The organism is Maricaulis sp. (assembly GCF_017642925.1).
Classification (GTDB): Bacteria; Pseudomonadota; Alphaproteobacteria; order Caulobacterales; family Maricaulaceae; genus Maricaulis.
On sequence record NZ_JAEPOL010000002.1, the window covers coordinates 128895 to 148493 of the forward strand.

The 19599-nt window shown below is 65.6% G+C and carries 20 protein-coding genes; 2 read left to right on the forward strand and 18 right to left on the reverse strand.

The genetic code is table 11. The annotated features are described in order from the left end of the window. Nucleotides 1–286 precede the first annotated feature (286 nt). The 18 genes from JJ918_RS02225 to JJ918_RS02310 all read right to left on the reverse strand — a co-directional run bounded on the left by JJ918_RS02225 (nucleotide 287) and on the right by JJ918_RS02310 (nucleotide 17723). Nucleotides 287–688: a single-stranded DNA-binding protein gene (locus JJ918_RS02225; protein WP_080620484.1), complete on the reverse strand. Its 402-nt coding sequence runs from the start codon at nucleotides 686–688 to the stop codon at nucleotides 287–289. A 442-nt stretch (nucleotides 689–1130) separates the two neighbouring features. Beyond that, nucleotides 1131–1367, reverse strand: coding sequence for a hypothetical protein (locus JJ918_RS02230; protein ID WP_147097742.1), 237 nt, complete (start codon nucleotides 1365–1367; stop codon nucleotides 1131–1133). Between the two features lie 26 nt (nucleotides 1368–1393). Next, entirely contained in the window at nucleotides 1394–1810 is a 417-nt protein-coding gene (locus JJ918_RS02235) for a hypothetical protein (protein WP_080622747.1), read from the reverse strand. 160 nt (nucleotides 1811–1970) lie between these two features. Then, nucleotides 1971–2906, reverse strand: a complete 936-nt coding sequence (locus JJ918_RS02240; RefSeq protein WP_080620483.1) for a DUF2493 domain-containing protein — start codon at nucleotides 2904–2906, stop codon at nucleotides 1971–1973. A 337-nt stretch (nucleotides 2907–3243) separates the two neighbouring features. Further along, complete coding sequence (locus JJ918_RS02245; protein WP_080620482.1) at nucleotides 3244–4287, reverse strand: toprim domain-containing protein; 1044 nt, start codon at nucleotides 4285–4287, stop codon at nucleotides 3244–3246. After that, nucleotides 4287–8636 (reverse strand): strawberry notch family protein, encoded by a 4350-nt coding sequence (locus JJ918_RS02250; RefSeq protein ID WP_080620481.1) that lies wholly within the window; start codon nucleotides 8634–8636, stop codon nucleotides 4287–4289. Before JJ918_RS02250 ends, JJ918_RS02245 begins: the two co-directional genes overlap by 1 nt. A 158-nt stretch (nucleotides 8637–8794) precedes the next feature. After that, complete coding sequence (locus tag JJ918_RS02255; RefSeq protein ID WP_155043633.1) at nucleotides 8795–9439, reverse strand: antitoxin of toxin-antitoxin stability system; 645 nt, start codon at nucleotides 9437–9439, stop codon at nucleotides 8795–8797. Then, nucleotides 9432–9848, reverse strand: a complete 417-nt coding sequence (locus tag JJ918_RS02260; protein ID WP_080620479.1) for a hypothetical protein — start codon at nucleotides 9846–9848, stop codon at nucleotides 9432–9434. Before JJ918_RS02260 ends, JJ918_RS02255 begins: the two co-directional genes overlap by 8 nt. 60 nt (nucleotides 9849–9908) lie before the next feature. Further along, nucleotides 9909–10466: a hypothetical protein gene (locus tag JJ918_RS02265; protein ID WP_080620478.1), complete on the reverse strand. Its 558-nt coding sequence runs from the start codon at nucleotides 10464–10466 to the stop codon at nucleotides 9909–9911. Between the two features lie 98 nt (nucleotides 10467–10564). Then, on the reverse strand, nucleotides 10565–10933 hold the full coding sequence (locus tag JJ918_RS02270; RefSeq protein ID WP_080620477.1) for a thermonuclease family protein: 369 nt from the start codon (nucleotides 10931–10933) through the stop codon (nucleotides 10565–10567). 175 nt (nucleotides 10934–11108) lie between these two features. Further along, a complete protein-coding gene (locus JJ918_RS02275) occupies nucleotides 11109–11273 on the reverse strand; it encodes a hypothetical protein (RefSeq protein WP_164871400.1) in 165 nt (54 codons plus the stop codon). A 427-nt stretch (nucleotides 11274–11700) separates the two neighbouring features. Beyond that, nucleotides 11701–12000, reverse strand: coding sequence for a hypothetical protein (locus tag JJ918_RS02280; RefSeq protein ID WP_080620475.1), 300 nt, complete (start codon nucleotides 11998–12000; stop codon nucleotides 11701–11703). Then, on the reverse strand, nucleotides 11997–12326 hold the full coding sequence (locus JJ918_RS02285; RefSeq protein ID WP_080620474.1) for a hypothetical protein: 330 nt from the start codon (nucleotides 12324–12326) through the stop codon (nucleotides 11997–11999). The genes JJ918_RS02280 and JJ918_RS02285 overlap by 4 nt, the downstream gene beginning before the upstream one ends. Nucleotides 12327–12420: 94 nt before the next feature. Continuing rightward, nucleotides 12421–14574: a chromosome partitioning protein ParB gene (locus JJ918_RS02290; protein ID WP_080622746.1), complete on the reverse strand. Its 2154-nt coding sequence runs from the start codon at nucleotides 14572–14574 to the stop codon at nucleotides 12421–12423. Nucleotides 14575–14711: 137 nt separating this feature from the next. Further along, a complete protein-coding gene (locus tag JJ918_RS02295) occupies nucleotides 14712–15098 on the reverse strand; it encodes a hypothetical protein (RefSeq protein WP_080620473.1) in 387 nt (128 codons plus the stop codon). A 155-nt stretch (nucleotides 15099–15253) separates the two neighbouring features. Beyond that, nucleotides 15254–16201, reverse strand: a complete 948-nt coding sequence (locus JJ918_RS02300; RefSeq protein WP_080622745.1) for a hypothetical protein — start codon at nucleotides 16199–16201, stop codon at nucleotides 15254–15256. Beyond that, on the reverse strand, nucleotides 16201–17154 hold the full coding sequence (locus JJ918_RS02305; protein WP_080620472.1) for a zincin-like metallopeptidase domain-containing protein: 954 nt from the start codon (nucleotides 17152–17154) through the stop codon (nucleotides 16201–16203). The genes JJ918_RS02300 and JJ918_RS02305 overlap by 1 nt, the downstream gene beginning before the upstream one ends. A 101-nt stretch (nucleotides 17155–17255) precedes the next feature. Next, complete coding sequence (locus tag JJ918_RS02310; RefSeq protein WP_080622744.1) at nucleotides 17256–17723, reverse strand: ATP-binding protein; 468 nt, start codon at nucleotides 17721–17723, stop codon at nucleotides 17256–17258. A gap of 279 nt (nucleotides 17724–18002) precedes the next feature. Between JJ918_RS02310 and JJ918_RS02315 the strand changes: the two genes are divergently transcribed. Beyond that, a complete protein-coding gene (locus JJ918_RS02315) occupies nucleotides 18003–18284 on the forward strand; it encodes a metal-sensing transcriptional repressor (RefSeq protein WP_080622743.1) in 282 nt (93 codons plus the stop codon). Next, entirely contained in the window at nucleotides 18284–19597 is a 1314-nt protein-coding gene (locus JJ918_RS02320; protein WP_080620471.1) for an MFS transporter, read from the forward strand. The genes JJ918_RS02315 and JJ918_RS02320 overlap by 1 nt, the downstream gene beginning before the upstream one ends. Nucleotides 19598–19599: the final 2 nt, after the last annotated feature.

Below are 19599 nucleotides of genomic sequence, written 5' to 3' on the forward strand. Positions count from 1 at the left end.
TCTCCCCTCCATGGGTAGGGAGTTGGAGGGGGCGGGGCGTAGCCCTGCACCTTCATGGGGCGAGTTTGAGAGGGGCGGCTTGCCCCCTACTCATTCGGGGAGCATCGGACCAAAAAGTGGTTTCCTGTTTTTGGAAATGATCCGATGCTCCGGCAAGGAAATCGGAGCGCCGGGCGCGAAGGCGCATGGCGTTCCGGTGGGGAATCTTGCGCTGAGCCGGCGGGCGCGACCCACCGTAAACATGGAAGGCCCGGCGGCTTGCGCCGCCGGGCCTCTGGCTTCCCGCTCAGAACGGGATGTCATCGTCGTCGATGAACTTGCCGTCGTCGTTCTCGGTCTGCTTCGCCCGGCTCAGGAAATCGACGGTCTCGGCGATGATCTCGCAGCCGTAGCGGTCGTTGCCCTCCGCATCCTTCCACTTCGTGTAGTGGATGCGGCCGCGAACCAGAACCTTCATGCCCGTGTCGCAATACTGCTGGACCGTCTTGCCGAGGCCGTTGAAGCAGGTGATGCGGTGCCATTCCGTGTCCTGAACCCGATAGCCCTTCTCGTCACGGACCACGCGGCCTTCCGAGTATTTGGGGCGCGACGTGGCGAGGCTGAAGTGGGTGATCGAGGTGCCGCCCTGGGTGGTGCGGGTTTCGGGGGCCTGACCGATGTTGCCGGCGAGGATGACGATGTTCTGCATTGTAAGTCTCCGTTGCTCCTCGGAGGGACCATCCCTCCGACGAGACCCGGCCAAGGCCGTCGGGAGACTCCCGCAACTGCCGCCCTTGCGGCAGCTCGCCCCTAAGGCCCGGAGTGGGGCGGGCAGCCGCGCTCGCGCGGCAACACGGTCCGGAGCCGCCGGGGTTGCTGGTGGAAACCGAACGGACTTAGGGGATCAGTCAGTCGGAGGGATTGGTGCCTTCGAGAGCCAATCGGGGACGCGCAGCAGAACTGGCATCCCTGCCGGTAGCAGCAGCGTGCTGGCCCTTGGAACCCGTATCCATGCCACCGGGCATCCCGATCTAACCCACTTCCCCGTCATGTTCACGCCCCGCTGGAAGGCTGTGTGGCCCGTGACGAGAAGGGCTATCGGGTCTGGAGCGCGGAACCGGCATCGCATCACCTGCATCAATGGCACGAGGTCAGGTCCGGCAGTATTGCGGCAAGGGTTTGAAGGTGATTGCGGCTGTGTTCACGAAATGAAGTGGAAGGATGCGGCTGGCCATCGACTGCACGGCGTCAGCGGGATTCACGCCGATGACCGGCTTCCAGAGCCGGGCAAAGCAGGTCGAGAAAGACGGCAGCGTGACCGCGATGACATGATTTCCCATTCTGAGCAGGAAGCCCGGAGCCCGGTGGTCCAGCCGTCGGGTTTCCATGAGACTGCGGGATCGCGCGCGCCGGCTCAGCGCGAGAACACCGACTCGCCGAGCGCGTTCAGATTGATGATGGCCGAGACGCCGATGACCAGGCCGCCCACGCCGCCCAGAAGGTTGAGCGCGAGGGTCGAGTCTATGGCGTTCTTCGTGACGCCATAGACGAGCGCGTAGCCAGCTATGACGGCGGGCACCGCGAAGAGGGCAAGCGCGATGAGGCGAAGAACAGGGTTCTTGGCAAAGCCCAGGACCGCGATCACCAAGACGATGGACAGCAGGGCCGCACCGAGCGCAGCGAAACCGGACATCAGGACGCCGGCTCCCGCGCCCCACGCGTATTGCGCGGCAGTAATGGCCGACATGACGGGCAAAGCGTAGATCGCGAGATTGTAGGCGATCACGCAGGCCGTGATGGTCAAAGAGATGGCGAGCAGGATCAACGTCATGGAAACCTCCAGCGAACGGTTGAGGATCACGACAGGCTGCCGGGAGATGCGCTCCGCCTGCGACTATTCTGCTTCGCCGGTTCTACAAGGATGCTCCAATAGAGGCTCGACCTCGCTTCCTGTCAAGGTTTGGCGGCTGAAAGCCGCCGAACGGCGGCGCTTACGCGCCGCCGTCGAACTTCATGACCGGGATGCCGAGCTTGCGGGCCTTGTCGGCGAGATTCTCCTGAATCCCGGTGCCGGGGAAGACGAGGATGCCGACCGGCAGCACATCCAGCATCGCGTCGTTGCGCTTGAAGGGTGCGGCCTTGCCGTGCTTCGTCCAGTCGGGCCGGAAGGCGACCTGCGGCACCTTGCGGTGGTCTGCCCAGCGGGAGGCGATCAGTTCCGCGCCTTTCGGGGTGCCGCCGTGCAGCAAGACCATCTCCGGGTGCTTGGCATGGACCTGATCGAGCCGCCCCCAGATCAGCCGGTGATCGTTGAAACCGGCGCCGCCGGTCACGGCCACCTTGGGACCGGCAGGCAGCATCACCTCGGTCTCGGCGCGGCGTTTCGCGGCAAGGAAGTCGCGGCTGTCGATCATCGCGGCGGTCAGGTTGCGATGGTTGACCATCGAGCCGCTGCGCGGCCGCCAGGCGCTGCCGGTGTGGTGTTCGAAAGCCTCGGCGGCGAGATCGCGGAAGAGTTCCATGCTGTTGCGCCGTTCGATGAGGGTCTGTCCCTCTGCCGTGAGGCGTTCGAGTTCGACCGACTTCACCTCGCTGCCGTCCTGTTCCCGCTGCATCCGGCGCTGCGCCTGCTCGTTGTCGTCGAGATCGCGTTCCACCCGGCTGGCGGCGCGGTGAAAGAGATTGACCGTCCCCCAGAGCAGCTCTTCGAGATCGGGCTCTAAGCGGGTGTCGCCGAGCGTCGCGACGAGGGCGTCGAAGATGTCGGTGACGGCACTGGCGACGGTATTGCCTTCGGGCAGCGGCCTGGGATCGGGTTCGTCCTGGAAAGGACGCCAGCCGTAGAGCTGGAGTTCGGTGAGGGCGTGATCGGTCTGGGAGGAGGTGTGGACCGGCTCGTCGCCTGCGGAATAGGTTTCGTTCGTCATCGGGAGCGTCCTTTGTCTGGAGACCGCGCCCATCGCGGCCTTCGCAGGCGTCGACGCGCACGGGCGGGACGGGTTGGCAGCCCTCGCCCACTCCGCGAGGGCCTCGATGGCCGGGTTCGGACTATTTTGACTTTCGCGATGCAAAGGCGGGGCTCGTCCCCGCCGGCGGAAAATAGTCCGAAAGCGGCCATTGCCTGCCCGGCCCGTTTGTGCGCCGATCGCCCTCTCAGAAGGCCGTGGGTGCGGGCCTCTCCGACGAAGGATGCGCCTGCCGATGGCCAGCGAACGAAACCGGCAGGCGACGAGTTGGGCCGCGCCTCCGAGAACGATTACATCCTCACCGCTCCATGAAACGGCGGATGTCCTCGGGATGAAGCTGATCCTTCAGGGCCGCCCTGAGGGCATCGGCGCCACGGCGTCGCAGATCATCGTTGAAGTCGCCCTCGACCGGCGTGAGCGTGACCGCCTCGATCCCGAAGCTCGCTGCTCTGGAGGCGAGGCTGTCTCTTGCGCCGTCCCCGGCCGGGTCGCGATCGCGCAGGACATAGAGCCGGCGCAGGGACGGCGGGAACAGGATGGCAGCGAGGTGAGCGGCTGAAAGCGCCGCCAGCATCGGCATGTGGGGCAGAACCTGACGGGGCGACAGCACGGTCTCGATGCCCTCGCCGGCTACGAGAACCTCAGCGGCAGTGTCGAAGCGGACTGCGTGGCCGAGAAGGTCGCCCATCGCCCGCCGCGGTGTTTCGACAGGTGCCTTGCCGGAACCGTCCGGGGCGAGCCAGGTGCGATGCGCGCCGGTCTGGTGGCCGGAGAGATCGGTGACGGCGGCGACGAGTGCCGGCCTGATCTCGGTGGGCGAATGCTCATCGGGCCTGTAATAGCACCGGGGATGGTAGCGCAGCGCGGCGGTGCCCGAGAGGCGGGTGATCGCCCGCCCGCGCAGGTAGATCTCCGCAAGCGTGCCGCCGATCGGCTGCGCCATGGCGAAGAGGCGGCGAGACGCTTCAGGCGAACCGGACGCCACGCTGGACGTGCTGCCGGTCGGCGTCTTCGTCTTCTCCGGTTCGGGATGCGGGAGAGCGAGGAAACGGCGCGCTTCCTCGGCCACGTCCTTGAAGTCGACGAGGCCAAGCGATTGCCGGATGATGTCGAGCAGATCGCCATGCTCCCCAGTGGCCATGTCGGTCCACTTCCCCGCCGCGCCCTTGCCGGATTCAGGCCCGGTGAGGCGGACAAACATGGATCGCCCAGGCGTGTTTTGCACATCGCCGACCAGCCAGTATCGTCCGGCGCGCTGGCCGGACGACAGATAATGGCGGCAGACCGCCTCGGCCTCCCGACCGAGACGGATCGCCAGTTCCGAGACATCGTGACGGGGCATCATGCTGCCTCCCGCTCGCCGATGCGCTCGACCGGCCAGCGGTCGAGAACCTTGCCGAGAACGGCAGGGCCAGTCCCATCGACCGGAACGAACATGCGCAGCTTCCATGAGATGATTTCGTGGAAGAGGCCATAGGCCGAGAGGCGCTGACGCATCATGTCGGTAAAGCCGGAGAGTTCGATCCGGTTCGCGCCCATGACGCGGACCCGCCGAAGCTGAAGGCCCTCGGCGAGATCGAGGATCGTCCGACCTTCCATCAGCGCCGCAAAGGCATCATCCGGCGTGACCGATGCGGTTCCGGTCTTGGTCGCGTTCGCGGCCCAGGCTGGAGAGACCTTCCGGCCGATGATGCGCTCGCCGGCGTCAGACTGGAGCCGATAGACGCGGGTGGAGTCATTGGGCAACCGCTTCCAGATCGGCAGCAACAAGCCCGTGACCATATGCAGGGTGCTGTCGGCAAACTCCGGCACTTCTGCAACCTCGGCCTCCCAAGCCGATGCGAAGACGTCCCGGTCGGCCTCGACCCAATGGGTTTCGCCCATCATTCTGACCGGGACGTTATGGGCCTCCATCGGCCGGATCAGGCGGACGCGGCGCTCGATCTCGCCATCATCCAGCATGACGCTCGTGCTGGGGATCTGCACCGCCGCGCGACCCGAGCGCTCGTTGATCAGCAGCTTCGCACGCGGATCATCGAGTTCGGCCAAGGCGGCGTCGAGCGTCACCGGCCGGTTGCGCTTGCGTTCGGTGATAGTCAGCAGGCTGGTCTCGGCCCCGGTGCGCGGATGAGTGTAGATCACCTGCCGGTCCGCCACCACGAAGCTTTCGGCGCGCAGCGTCTCCAGTCCGGCATCATAGGTGCCCGAGGCGATGGCGCCCTCAATCCGCGCGGTCAGAAGCTGCTCGAAGGCGGTGAACAGCACGCCCTGAAGCTCAATGGTCAGGGCGAGCAAACGGTTGAGAAACGTGGTGATCGCCGGCAAATCATCCTTGATGCCGTTCGAGTCCATCAGCTTCAGCCCCGTTGCGGCCTCGAACCGCTCCAAGCTGCATCCCTCGACCTTGCCCCGCACCAGCAGGAGATAGAGCTGGCGCAGCGCGTCGCGGGCGTAGTGGCTCTCCAGATTGTCTTCCGGGCGGAACAGGCCCTGACCGCCGGTCTGGCGCTGGCCGCGCGTGATCGCACCCAAGGTGTCGAGGCGGCGGGCGATGGTCGAGAGAAATCGCTTCTCGGCTTTCACATTGGTCGAGATCGGCCGGAACAGCGGCGGTTGCGCCTGATTGGTGCGGTGCGTGCGGCCAAGCCCTTGGATGGCGGCATCGGCCTTCCAGCCCGCTTCGAGGAGATAGTGGACGCGCAGCCGGGTGTTCTTCGCCGAGAGTTCGGCGTGGTAGCTGCGCCCGGTGCCGCCGGCGTCGCTGAACACCAGCACACGCTTGCCATCATCCATGAACGCCTGGGTCTCGGCGAGATTGGCCGAACCGGCGCGATTCTCCACGACCAGCCGGTCGATGGTCACGCTGCGCTTGCGAACGATCCGGCGCGAGCGGCCAGTGACCTCGGCCACGGTGTCAGTGCCGAAATGCTGGATGATCTGGTCGAGCGCGCCGGGGACCGGCGGCAGGCTGGCGAGGCTTGCGATCATCTCGTCGCGCCGCGCCACGGCCTCCCGGCTTTCGACTGGCTGGCCGTCGCGATAGACCGGGCGAGACGACAGGTTGCCCTCCGAATCCGTGAACGGCTCGTAGAGCTGGACCGGGAAGGAATGGGCGAGGTAGTCGAGGACATATTCGCGCGGCGACAGGTCCATTTTCAGGTCGCCCCATTCCTCGGTGGGGATCTCGGCGAGCCTCCGTTCCATCAGCGCCTCGCCGGTCGAAACGATCTGGATGACGGAGGAATGGCCCGCCTCCAGATCGCTGGTGATCGAGCGGATCAGCGTCGGGGTTTTCATCGACGTGAGCAGGTGCCCGAAAAAGCGCTGCTTGGCGCTCTCGAAGGCCGAGCGGGCGGCGGATTTGGCCTGCCGGTTCAGCGTGCCGGAGCCGCCGTCGCCGCCGGTGATGTTGGCGGCCTGCATCGCGGCATCCAGGTTGTTGTGGATGATGGCGAAGGCATCGGCGTAGCTGTCGTAGATGCGGATCTGCTCCGGGGTCAGCTCATGGTCGAGCAGCTCGTATTCCACGCCTTTGAATGACAGCGAACGGGCGGTGTAGAGGCCGAGGGCGCGCAGGTCGCGGGCCAGCACCTCCATTGCCGCGACGCCACCGGCCTCGATCGCCTCGACGAATTCCGCCCTGGTCGAGAACGGGAAATCCTCGCCGCCCCAGAGGCCCAGGCGCTGCGCATAGGCGAGGTTGTGGACGGTGGTGGCGCCGGTGGCCGAGACATAGACGACGCGGGCCTGCGGCAGGGCATGCTGGAGGCGCAGCCCGGCGCGACCCTGCTGGCTGGCGGCGACATCACCGCGTTCTCCCTTGCCGCCGGCGGCGTTGGCCATGGCATGCGCCTCGTCGAAGATGATGACCCCATCGAAGTCGGAGCCCAACCATTCGACGATCTGTTTGACGCGCGAAACCCTTTCGCCGCGGTCGTCGGAGCGCAGCGTGGCATAGGTTAAAAATAGGACGCCTTCGCCCAGAGTGATCGGCTTGCCTTGTAGGAAGCGCGACAGCGGCGTGACCAGCAGCCGCTCCATGCCGAGGGCGCTCCAGTCCCTTTGGGCGTCCTCCAGCAGCTTGTCCGACTTCGATATCCAGACCGCCTTACGCCGCCCTTGCATCCAGTTGTCGAGGATGATGGCAGCGGATTCCCGGCCCTTGCCGACACCAGTGCCGTCGCCGACCATGAACCCTTGGCGGAAACGGATGGCACCCTCGGCCTCCTCCGGCGCGGCGGACAGGCTGTCGAGCGTGTCATCGACCGTCCAGGCCCCGGCGAGGAAGCCCGTATGGGCCTCGCCGGCATAGATCACGGTTTCCAGTTGCGCCTCGGACAGCTTGCCGAGAATGTCGGCTGGCAGCATCGGCCGGTAGCTCGGCTTCGGCGGCGCGATGCTCGCCATCGACGCCGATTGCACGAGCTGGGTCGGATGCGCCTGCGCGCCGGCGATGCGGATGGTCTGGAGACCGTATTCCTCATAGATCGCATCGGAGAGGCGGCCGTCTTCGGCCGGTGCCCAATCGACGGTCTCATAGGCGAGCGGCACCCCCTCCGGCTCGGCCAGCGGCGCGGCGGGCGCAGCCCTCGCCGTTCGGTTGACATAGCCGCGCACGGTGCGGGGGACGGCAGGCCGCGCGATCGGCACGGCAACGCCGGGATCGACCGGCAGCCGCGCGGGCAACTGATCCGCCAGCCAGCCCATCAGCGTCGCCACGTCCGGCGCGACTCCGATTGCTGTCGGAAACACCGCAGGGTCGTCGGCGGGCAGCTTGTCGATGACGGTCAGCCGGGTTGGGATCGTGGTGCCATGCTTGGCATAGACCGACCCATCGACTGCGGCGGAAAAGGTGACGCGGCCGCGCTCCTGCAGCCGGGTCCAGGAGGCGGTCCATGCCGGATTGTCGGCGGCGAAGCTCGCCCCGGTGATGGTCACAAGCCGCCCGCCGGGCGCAAGGCGCGCCAGCGCCGAGGCGACATGGCGGAAGGCGGCATCGGCCATGCGGCCCTCGACATTCACCATGACCGAGAACGGCGGGTTCATCAGCACGACGGTCGGGACCAGGCCGGGATCGAGGTGATCGTCGATCTGGGCGGCGTCGAAGCGGGTCACGGAGAGGGCCGGAAAGAGAGAGGAAAGCAGGCCGGCGCGCATCTCGGCGAGTTCGTTGAGGAGCAGCGTGCCGCCGGCGATCTCGGCCAGAATGGCGAGGAGCCCGGTGCCGGCCGAGGGCTCCAGCACCCGGTCGGCAGGAGTGATCGCCGCCGCCGTCACCGCCGCAAAGCCAAGCGGGATCGGGGTGGAGAACTGCTGGAAGGTCTGGGCTTCCTCCGACCGGCGTGTATGCGTCGGCAGGAGCCCGGCGATCTTGCCGAGCTGCGGCAGGATAGCCGCCGATGACCCGGCTCTGCGGAAAAGCGCAGCGCCGTATTTGCGCAGGAAGAGGACGGTCGCCGCCTCGCAGGCATCATAGGCGGTCTTCCAGTTCCAGGCGCCGGTGGCATCGGAAGCGCCGAAGGCCGCTTCCATGGCGCCGCGCAGGGTTGCGGCATCGACACGCTGACCGCGTTCGAGATGCGGCAGCAGGAAACCGGCAGCGGTGAAGGTGGAAGCAGCCGTCTCGGCGTCATGGTCGAGTGGAAGCGGCGCGGCGGCGGAGGCCGCCGCGGAAGCAGAGATCATGTTCATCGGAGATTCCTTGGGAGAGCGGAATAGGACCGAGCCGCACGGCGCTCTCTCTCGACCGCACCGGCTCAAATCCCTTCCGGTCGCTCTCTCCCTCTCAAGCCGTGGCGTAAGCAGGCATGAAACAAGCGCCCGGCCGAGAGGCGGAGCGCTTGTCGGGGTCAGCCAAAACGGCGTCCGGCTTTGGTGAAGGTATATTCGTTGGCGGTGATGGTCTCATCCACCGCCTCATCCGAGGAGAGGTAGTCGTATTCGCGCTCAAGCTGGCGGTAGAGCCAACGGGCCAGATCGCGCAGCGCCTCAATCACGATCTCCTCGGCATCGGCGGTCATGTCCTGATATGTCTGGCTGTCGCGTTCGACGGAAATCGCCATGCAATACTCATGGTAGTAGCGACCACGATGGCTGGCCTCGGCGCGAAGCTGGTAGAAATTGCGTCGCTGGATTGCCTGAAGGGCATCGGCGATACCGTGCAGGGCCGTATCCTGCGGTGCATGGGATCGAATCTCGGCCGAGGCGTTCTTCCCATAGGAGTAGAACCCTTCCCAACAAGCGCCATCGCCTTGTGACCAGAAGCCTGAGAAGAAGATGCGCGGCTCCCGCCGCGAGCCGCCGCCATACAGGCGCACGGTGCGGGTCTTGAAGCGGATGCCGAGGATTTCCGCGATCCGCTGGAAATCCTCATAGACCGCATCATACCAGTCGTAGTCGAACCCGCCTTCGCGATACCAGGCGCGGGCCTTGTCCTTCGCCGTGTCGGAAAGCTCGTCGAGCCGATAGACCGTGGTTTCGATGATCTCAGGCATAGGGATCACCTCCGTCCAGGACGATCTCCAGCCAGCTGCCGCTATAGATCCAGTCCACGGTCTCGCCGGTGGCGAGATCGAGGGCATGCGCGCCACCACCGAAGGCGTTGACCCTGGCTTGCGAGCAGGCGGTCGCATACTGGAAGCCCCAGAGGCCCGACAGGCCGAACGCGGCCGCGCAGCGTTTTACGAACTGGATCACATGCTCGGGATCGCCGGTCTCATCGTCGCGCATCCAGAGCTGGGTGCCGCCATGCTCAGGCTGGATCGACAGAATGAATCCTTCCGAGGGAGGGTCTTCGGCAGCGTTTTCCTCTGAAAGTGCGTTGTAGAGGTCGAGCGCGCGGGCGGCGTTTTCCGGGGTGCCTACGTCGAGCAGGCAGGAGAAATGGGTGAAATAGTTAGCCATGTCGGACTCCTGAAACGAGAAAGCCCGGCGCGCGGCCGGGCGAAGATGTGGAAGAAGGTGTCAGGCGGCCTGGGGCAGATGGAGAAGCTCCGCCGCGGTCTCGCGCCAGTAGGGATCGACCAGTCGGGCCTCGAGCAGGCTGGCGCGATAACGATGATCGCGGGCTGCGCTGTGATCGACCCGACCGGAGGCGGCGAAGGCCAGCCCGCGCAAGCGGCTGGCTTCGGTGATGATGCGGCGGGCCTCCACGTCGGAGACGACGGGCTGCTGCCAGAGGACGATTCCTGCCCGGATCTCGCCACCGAGAACCAGGCCGAGATCGCCGTCCTGAATGACGACGATACGCGGGTGAAAGCGCAGCGTGTCGTCCGCGCTGACACGAATGTCGCCGCGCGCGACGCGCTGGCTGGCAAGGATCATGGCTTCTTCGGCGGATGCGGATTGACCGATGACGACCGTGCGGTCGAATTCATCGGCCTCGTCGAGGCCCTCGTAACCGGCCGTGCCCATGCAGGAGAGGCGCAACGGCAGCTTTTGGGCGTAGCGCAGCCGGGGCAACACCTCGCGCGTGATGACGTCGCCGACCAGGGTAAAACCGGGGTGGTGGGAAAGGGTCATGGGGTTTGCTCCACGACGGGCGGCGGAAGCCTCTCTTCCACCTGCAACCCGTCACGGCCAACCGACCCACCCTCTCACTCTCCTGTTGTCGGGGTGGATCAGCACCACGGTTCGCGGCGTCCCGCCCAGGTTCGGGCCAGTCCCTCGCTGACGAGAATGTCTCCGACGTCTCGTCCCTCGACGCGGATCGCCGCCAGGGTCCGGCCATAGCGGTCGGTTCCCTGGTGCAGGATTTCGATCCGCTGGCCTTTCAGAAGCTCGGCCAGCCTGATCTTCGATTGCAGCGCGAGGTCGGTTTCATACGCGCATTGCCCCTCGATCTCGGGGGCGTCGATGTTGAAGATCCGGACGGCCTCAGATTGCCGCGTCGTGCCCAAGCGAATGGAATCGCCGTCCCAGACGCGGATTTCGGCCGGTTCGCATGACGCCGTGCAGAGCAGAATGGAAACGACAATATGGCTGAGCATGGCGAATGGCTTTCATCTTGATGGAGCGAAATCGGCGTGATCGCCGACGGTTCTTTCCGATGCGGGTCGAGATCGCAATGCCGTCCGGCACGCAAGCGGCAATCGGCGGCGATTGTCGGGAGAAGGCCCGACTGCGCTTGGGCACCGGGCCTTGGGAGTGAGGCGCTTTCGCGCCTCAGCTCCACGGATCGAGTTCCAGCTTCACCATCTCCTCGTCGCCGTCGAACTCGTCGGCCGGCATGGCGGAGTGGGTTCCATCTCCGGCCTGAAACACGACGATGGAAACCATCAGCGTGGTGGCGAGGCTGGCGGCGAAGGCGGTGGCATCTGCATAGGACATGGGTTCCGGCTCCTGTCTTGGGAGGCGGGGGACCATCCCCCGCGCGACAGGCGCCCGAAGTGTCCGACCGGATCTGCAATCACCCTCGCGCGTTCGGCTCGTCCGAATCCGCGAGGGCGGCACGCTCGCGTAAGCCGACCCCTCGTGGGTTGATTGACAAAGAGACGGTCGGACCAAGGTTCGCGAATGGAAGCGGGGGTGGTGCTTCGCCTCTGACAGGATGCCGGGAATCCCGTCATAGATGCCCCGCCGCGCCAGCCTCGTTGCCGGGCTGATCTTCAGGATGTGTTTCAGGCTGGAGATGGAATCCGCTGTCCCGCTGCGAGAAGCTGACGGCGCAATGGTGACGCTGGACCTCGATCCGTCGCTGGCTGCGCGGCGATACCCCGATGGCCCGGTCTGCGCCAGGCACAGGCGTAAGGGCTGCTCAGTCCCATAGCCCATCGGCGATCTCGCGGGCGATAATTGCCCGAGCCTCCATCATCACGTCGTCGCCGGACGTGTCGATATGACCGTAGAACCGTGTCCGGGCGCCGTGCGCGCTCCAGTCCGCATAGCGGCAATATTCGCACCTATCGAGCCGGAAGGCGCGCATGTCCTCGGCCCAATGAGGCTTCGGCTCCACGAAGACGGTGACGCCGCCGCGCGTTTCCTCCCACGGAAGCGATCGCTCCATGGGAGGGTTGCGGCGGTCGTCAGCGAAGATTTCATCAACCGTCATGATCATGCGCCACCACCATCGGCGCTTGGAACGGGGCTGTCCGGATCGGTGGAATCAGGAGGATCGCGTTTGATTTCACACGCCTTCGTCCAAAAGAACTCGTCGCGCTCCAACATGCGCTCGAAATACACGTCGCCGATCTGGTCGTCGGGCGGCAGATCGTCATCGAAGGCGTCAGTCCACCATTCTTTGGCGATCTCTGTGCGCCAGTGCATCGCCTCTTCGCTGTCGAGAAAAGCGCGCACATCGGTTCCATAGCGATGTTCATAAAGGGCGACATGAACAGTCTGAGGAATGGGCTGGCCGGGGTTGGGATGGTTGTCGGATGGCATGATCCTGTCTCCTGAAAAAAAAGGCCCGGCCGGGGCCGAGCCTATATGGGGTGGGGAGTAAGCGGGGCGACCGAGACCGCCCCGCTGGTGCGCGTCACTCGGCGGCGACCAAGGCCACCGGATCGTCGGCGGCATCGGCCGCGTTCTCATCGTCACCGGCGAGGAAATCGGGCAACGCCATGCCATTCTCGTCCTGATCGGCTGAGCCATCCACGGCCTGCGCGTCCACGGTGGGGCGCAGCGGCTCCGGCAGCCAGCCGGTATCGGCCAGAAGCCGCTCGGCCTCCTTCGCCATGTCGCCCTTCTTGAGATGCGCGATGAGATCGGCCGCGCGATCGCCGGCGCCTTCACGCACCGCTTCGAGGATGCGAGTCTTGGTCACGCGGCCGAGGTAGTTCTCGACCGTGGGTTTCCAGCCGGCTTCGACAAGATCGAGGCCGGTGGCCTGCGCCAGCCGTTCGGCCTCGGCCATGCGGCGGTCGAGACCGTGCTGCGAGATGCCATTCCCCGAATAGGGGTTCGGCCGCTCATAGAGCGCGTTGACGCCGAAGCTGACGCAATGGGCGAGCAGCGCCAGGCGGCTGGCATCGTCGAGGCCGTCGATCCAGCCCCAGAGCCTGTCGTCATCACCGGAGGGAATGTCGCCCCGCCAGGCGTCCGCGCGTTCGTCGATCATCTTCGCGGCGGCACTGTCCGCGAGCCCGGTCGCATCGGCCGGGAGATAGATGTGACGCACGGCGGCATAAAGGCTCGTTCCCGAGGTGGACGTGCGCTCGAAGGTATCGAGAACCAGCTTGTGCAGCAGGGCCGTCATGGCGACGTGCGGATTCTCGGCGAGCGCATTGCGCAGCGCCAGCGTCCGCCATGCGGTCAGGTCCGTCACCAGCCGCTCGGGCAGCGGTTTGACAGCATCGTCCTCTTCCTCGTCGGCGTCCGGGACCGGCTCGCCGCCGACAGTGATGACGGCGCGCTGCACGGCATCAGGGTCGGACGGGTCCGCGCCCTCTCCGGCATCCTCGCCATCGACCGTCTCGGGTTGCTCATCCTCGCGGCGGACGTAGCCGCTGCTGACGATCAACTCGCCCTCGCGGCCGATACTGACGAAAACACCGGCACGGGCGATGTCTTCCGGCGCGAAGGTGACGGGCCGGTTCTCGAAGGCTTCCAGCTCGGCCTCGATCTCCCCGAGACGCTGATCGGCCTCATCGGGGAGGTCGTCGGCTTCGGCATACTTGGCTTCGAGTTCGTCATACTCGTCGCGCAGCGCCTCGCGCGTGGCGCGCTCCTCTTCGGTCAGTTCCTGGGTCACACCGGCCAGCTTGCGCAGGCCGTTGGTGTGGCCGTAGGGCAGCTCGACCGCCGCGTCGATCCACTTCCAGCCTTGACCGGCGATCTCGTCGGCAATGGCGCGCAGCTTCTCGTCGACCAGGCGGTCGAGGAGCGTGACGTCCTGCAACCAGCCGCCGTTTTCCTCGGAGAAGAGGTCGCGCAGCACCGGGCCGCCCGCTGTCTCATAGGCTTCGACGCCGATAAAGCGGGCGCGCTTATCGGCGGCCGGAACCGTGGTCTCGGTCAGCATATTGCGGATCTGCCAGGGCTCCTTCTGCCACGACGTGCTGATGCGCTCCCAGACCTGATGCTGGCGCTCGTGGTCGGGGTTGACGGTGAAGGCTTCCAGCATCGCCAGCGTCATCTCGTTGCGCGCATAGGCATCGTGTAGTGTCGGCGCGACGGTGGCGAGGCGCAGACGCTGCATGATGTAGCGCGGCGTGGTCCGCCAGGCGTCGGCGATCTCCTCCTTCGACATGCCCATGTCGAACATCCGCTTGAACGCCTTGAACTGGTCGAGCGGATGCAGGGCGAGGCGCAGCAGGTTCTCGGCCAGCGAGTCGTCGACGGCCGAGGTCTTGGCGTCGGCCTTCTTGACGATGCAAGGCACAAGCCCTTCGGCCGGGAAGCGACCGGCTTCCACAAGGCGCGCGATGGACCTGTAGCGGCGGCCGCCTGCGGGTGTCTCGAAATCGCCGGTCTCATTGCCGTCCTCGTCGAATACGGCGCGGACATTGAGACCTTGCACGAGATCTTCCCGCCGGTCGATGTCATGGGTCAGGTCGTCCAGGCCGGCCTCCACGTCGATCTCGCGGACGTTGCTATCCGACAGTCGGATGCGGTTGAACGGAATATCGCGCGCCCGCGAGAACTCGATCATCTGAAGGGCGGGCTTCTTTTTCTTGGCAGCTCGGGCCATGGTGGTCATCTCCGCGACGGGCGGTCGTGAGCCTCTCTCTCGACCTCCAACCCGTCACGAAGCGAAGCGCCGCCCTCTTACTCTAAGAGGGCAGCGCTGTCGCAAGGACACGGGCTATTCAGCTTTGGAACAGCTCGTCAGTCGGCCTCGGCAACATTCGCGTTCGGGTATTCCCGCCGGTCGAAGACCGTGGCGGGGCCATGATCAGCGTGTTGAAGGGCGCCCTCTATGAAGAAGTGCTGCGGATCGAACCCTTGGTAGAAGGCATCGACCGCGGCATCCTCATCCTCTGCTTCGACCTCCTGGACGAAGCAGACCCACATCGCCCGCCGCTGGCGGACGAAGTAGCGGTTCATGGCGGGGACGCACTCGAATACCTCGTTGATGTCGCCGTCCGTCGCGGCGGCTTCAAACTGCTCGACGGCATGATTCCGGTCCGCGGCCTTGCACAGCCAGAACTCGTTCTCGGCGCCATGGCAGATGAGGAAGGTTTTCAGGGGCGTGGGTGACTGAATAGCAGGCATCTGCGTTCTCCGTGGCGGGCCGCCGGGAGCCTCTCTCCCGGCACCCAACCCGCCACGACCCAAAGCGCCGCCCTCTGTCTCCAGAAGGGCGGCGCTGCGAGCCGGAAAATCGCAAAGCCGGAAATCCGGCTATGTGCATCGGCGAGTTTCAGCAGTCACACCCCGCACATGCCCTCGCATTCGTTCGGCCAGAGGTCGAGCTGGCCATGATCGGCGGCTGTCGAAAGATCGGCCAGATCGAGCGGGACGGCGGAACGGTGAAGATAGACCTCGCCGCGAATGCCCCGGAAGCCCGTGCGGATGGCGGCATCGACCGACACGGCATCGGTCCACCCTTCGGGATCGTGGTCACGCATATGCCGCCAATAGGCATTGGAATGGAACGGGCAGCCGATGCAGGCGCTCTTGGGCGGGAGAGGATAGCCATGCCGCTCCAGCCAGCGCAGGCAGTCCTGGCGGGTCATGCCCCGTTCGATCAGGGGCCAGCGGTTGACCTGCCAGTCCTCAAACGAGGGCTTCATGCGCAACGCCTCGTCGAGAGAAATCCCGATCCATTGCTCGGCGACTGGCGATCCGGGCGAGCGGCGCCCCGCAATGCCAAGGAGTTCGCGCACCTTCCGCCGGATTGGGGTGATCTTGTAGTCCTTGGTGCATTGGCGGCGGATCATGCCAATGCTGATCCGCTCACCTGCCAGGACGCGGGAACCGACAATGACGGGTTCGCCGTTCTCGTCTTCATCATAGACGGGTAGTTCAGTCCCAGCGGGCGCGACCGTGCGTGTGAAGGCGGGGATCGAGGCCCACCGCTCGCCGCGTGCGCCGGTGAGCAGATCGGCGCGGATATCCCCGGCCGAGACGATATGGATGGGGAATGGCAGGACATTCGGCGATCCCAGCCAGGCAAGATGCTCATAGACCGCGTTCGGCTCCCAGCCGGTGTCCGCGAAGATCGCGCAATCCGGCATCGGGCCGATCTCGCCATGGGCAGCCATGAGGGCGAGCGTGGTCGACTGGACGCCGGCGCCGAGGCTGAGGACACGCAGGCGGATCTCGGCCGCCTGCGCAGGATCGGGGATCGAGCCGGGAAAGGCGAGCGCGTTCATCATGCTGCCTCCCGCTCATCGTCGGCCGCACCGAGCCCGTCCGCATCTGGCAGGAAGGACAAAATCCAGTCGGCCGCTTTGCTCGCCTGCGAGGCAGCGCGGACGACGGCCCGGTTGTCCTCGCGCAGCACTTCGAGCCAGGAGGCGATGTAATCCGCATGGCGGACGGTCGGCACAATGCCGAGGGAGGCACAGCAGAAGGCGGCCGAGATTTCCGCCACCAGCTCCTCGAAAGCGTATTTCCTGGTGCCGAAGGAACCGGAAAAATCGCGGTTCAGCCGGGACGCATGGCCTGTCGCATGACCCAGCTCATGCAGGGCCGTCCGGTGCCAGTTGATCGGCTCGAAATAGGCTTGCGGCGGCGGAACGACCACATGGTCGAGGGCCGGGACGTAGTAGGCGCGGTCGCCGCCGATGCGGAAGTCGATGCCGGTCGCCTTGATGAGCGCCTCGACCCTCGGCTCGACCAGTCCGGATGGCGGAGGCGGCATGGCCACGGCAATGTCCTCGGGCAGGCCCTCGCACTGCGCGGTGTTGAACACCGTGAACCGCTTCAGGAACGGGATCTTCCCCGGTTCCTCGCCGGTCTCTCGCGCCCGCCGCTTCTCGTCCTCGGGCGTGAAGCGATCGGCATAGACGACGGTTGTGCCGCACTCGCCCTTGCGGACATTGCCGCCGAGCGAAAGCGCCTGGCGGAAGGTGAGCCAGCCCTGTCCGGGGAAGCCGTGCTGGACGACGGCGCCCCACAGGATGAGGATATTGATGCCGCTATAGGCGCGGCCGGTGCTGGCGTTCTGCGGCAGGCCGAGCGGGGCCTGGGCCGTGGCCTTGCCCCAGGGCTGGACCCAAGGAAAGCGCCCGGCCTCAAGCTCGGCGATGATCTTGTCGGTGATCTCGTCGTAAAGGTTCGCCCGATCCGCGCCGGAACGGGGGGTATGGTCGTATCTGGACATCGCGGTTCTCCGCGACGGGCGCCGGAGACCTCTTCTCCAGCCCTCAACCCGTCACGGCAAACCCCGTCTGCACTCTCACTCTAAAGCGGCGCTGCCGCCGATCACGGCGGCGCGGTGCCGTGCCCAACCGCAAGTTCGTCCGTGGTCGGCGGTTCGAACATCTTCGACCAAGCGAGAAGATCGTTCGGATCGACAGCCGCATCGGCAGGCGCATCGCGGTTGCGGGCGATGATCCGACGCTGCAACTCCTCGACGGGGACGTCGAGATAGTGAAGCCGGGTCTCGCAGCCGAGCGACTGCGCAACCGCCCGGTAGGAATCGCGCTCCTCTCTTGACCAGAAGCCGTTCTCCAGAATGACGTCGTTTCCGGCGGCCAGAAGGCGTTGGGCCAGACGCCATTGCAACTGCTCGACACGCGCGCGGCCGCCCTCGTCGTAGAGCTGGAATCCGAGCGTGGACATCCATTCATCGGGAGAGAGGCGAAGCCCCTTTCCCTGATTCTCAAGCTGCCGTGCCAATGTGGTCTTGCCCGAGCCGGGAAGCCCACAGATGAGATGAAGTATAGGCATTGGGACAGTGTATCGCGAGGCGAGCGCGTCCACCACATCACTGAGTCCGGCTGAGACCTACCCAGGGGGCGTTGCGGGGTCTCCCCGCAGAAGGGGGTGTGCCGGCAACGCAGTGCCGGCCAGGGGGAAGGCTTTCCCCCGCAAGAACCGACAACCGCAAAAGCGTAGAAGTGCAAGTAAGCAATACCTGACTTCACCTGCCGCTATAGCCAAACGAGCAACCTGCTTTCGACGTTCGACCATCTTGGCATATCCCCTACAGGGGGATAGGATATGACGATGACCAAGCCATCCCAAACTCACCAATCCCACCCGGAGATCGTCAAGCGGCTGAAGCGCGCCGATGGTCATCTTCGCGGCGTCATCGAGATGATCGAGGGCGGGCGGCCGTGCCTCGACATCGCCCAGCAGCTCCATGCCGTCGAGAAGGCTATCGCCCAGGCCAAGAAGACACTGATTCAGGATCACCTCGACCATTGCCTCGAAGAAGTGGTCGGGCCGCTCGGGCGTGATCGGCGGCAGTCGATCGACGAGTTCAAGGAAATAGCGAAGTATCTGTGATGTTGGCGATCCTCGAAAACCGGACCTATCGCCACCTCTTTCTGGCACAGGTCATCGCACTGGTGGGAACCGGCCTTGCGACGGTGGCGCTGGGCCTGCTGGCTTTCGAACTGGCGGGGGCGGAGGCCGGCGCGGTGCTGGGGACCGCGCTCGCCATCAAGATGATCGCCTATGTCGGTGTCGCGCCGGTCGCATCGGCATTCGCCGAGCGTGTGCCGCGGCGCGCCATGCTGGTGGCGCTCGATCTCGTCCGCGCCGCCGTTGCCGTTTTCCTGCCTTTCGTCACCGAGATTTGGCAGGTCTATGTTCTGATCTTCGTGCTGCAATCGGCCTCGGCCGCCTTCACGCCGACCTTCCAGGCGACGATCCCCGACATCCTGCCGGACGAGAAGGAATACACGCGCGCGCTGTCGCTCTCCCGGCTGGCCTACGATCTGGAAAGCGTCGTCAGTCCGATGCTGGCGGCGGCACTTCTCGCCTTCATCTCGTTCCATAGCCTATTCGCCGGCACGGTGATCGGCTTCCTCGTCTCGGCGGCTCTGGTGATCTCGGTCGTCCTGCCGAGTCCGAAACCGTCGAAACCTCGTGGTATCTACGACCGCACGACGCGCGGCATCCGCATCTATCTGGCGACGCCGCGCCTGCGCGGGCTGCTGGCGATCAACCTCGCAGTCGCCTCGGCGGGCGCGCTGGTGATCGTGAATACGGTCGTTTACGTGCAGGCTGTCTATGGCCTCGACAACCAGGCGATGGCCCTGGCCCTCGCGGCGTTCGGTGGCGGCTCGATGGTCGCGGCGCTTGCGCTGCCGAAGCTGCTGGACTCGATTCCAGATCGAACGGCGATGCTCGGTGGCGCATCGCTGCTGGCGGTGGGAACACTGGCGGCGGCGGCGCTGCCGGGCTACGGCTGGCTGTTGCCGCTGTGGTTCCTGCTCGGTGTCGGCTATTCCACGGCACAGACGCCATCCGGCCGGCTGCTCCGGCGCTCGGCCAATCCCGAAGACCGGCCGGCGCTGTTCGCCGCGCAGTTCGCGCTTTCCCATGCCTGCTGGCTGATCGCCTATCCGCTTGCCGGGTGGGCCGGCGCGACGCTCGGCCTGCCGATGACGGCGATCATTCTGGCCGCGCTGGCCGCTGTCGCGATCGGCATCGGCTTCGCCGTCTGGCCTGCCGACGATCCAGAGGTGCTTGAACACGGTCATGCCGATCTGTCGGCCGACCATCCGCATCTCGCAGAAGCTGGGCATGGTCGACGCCATGCCCATGCCTATGTGATCGACGACATGCACGCGGCTTGGCCGCGTGAGCGCTGATC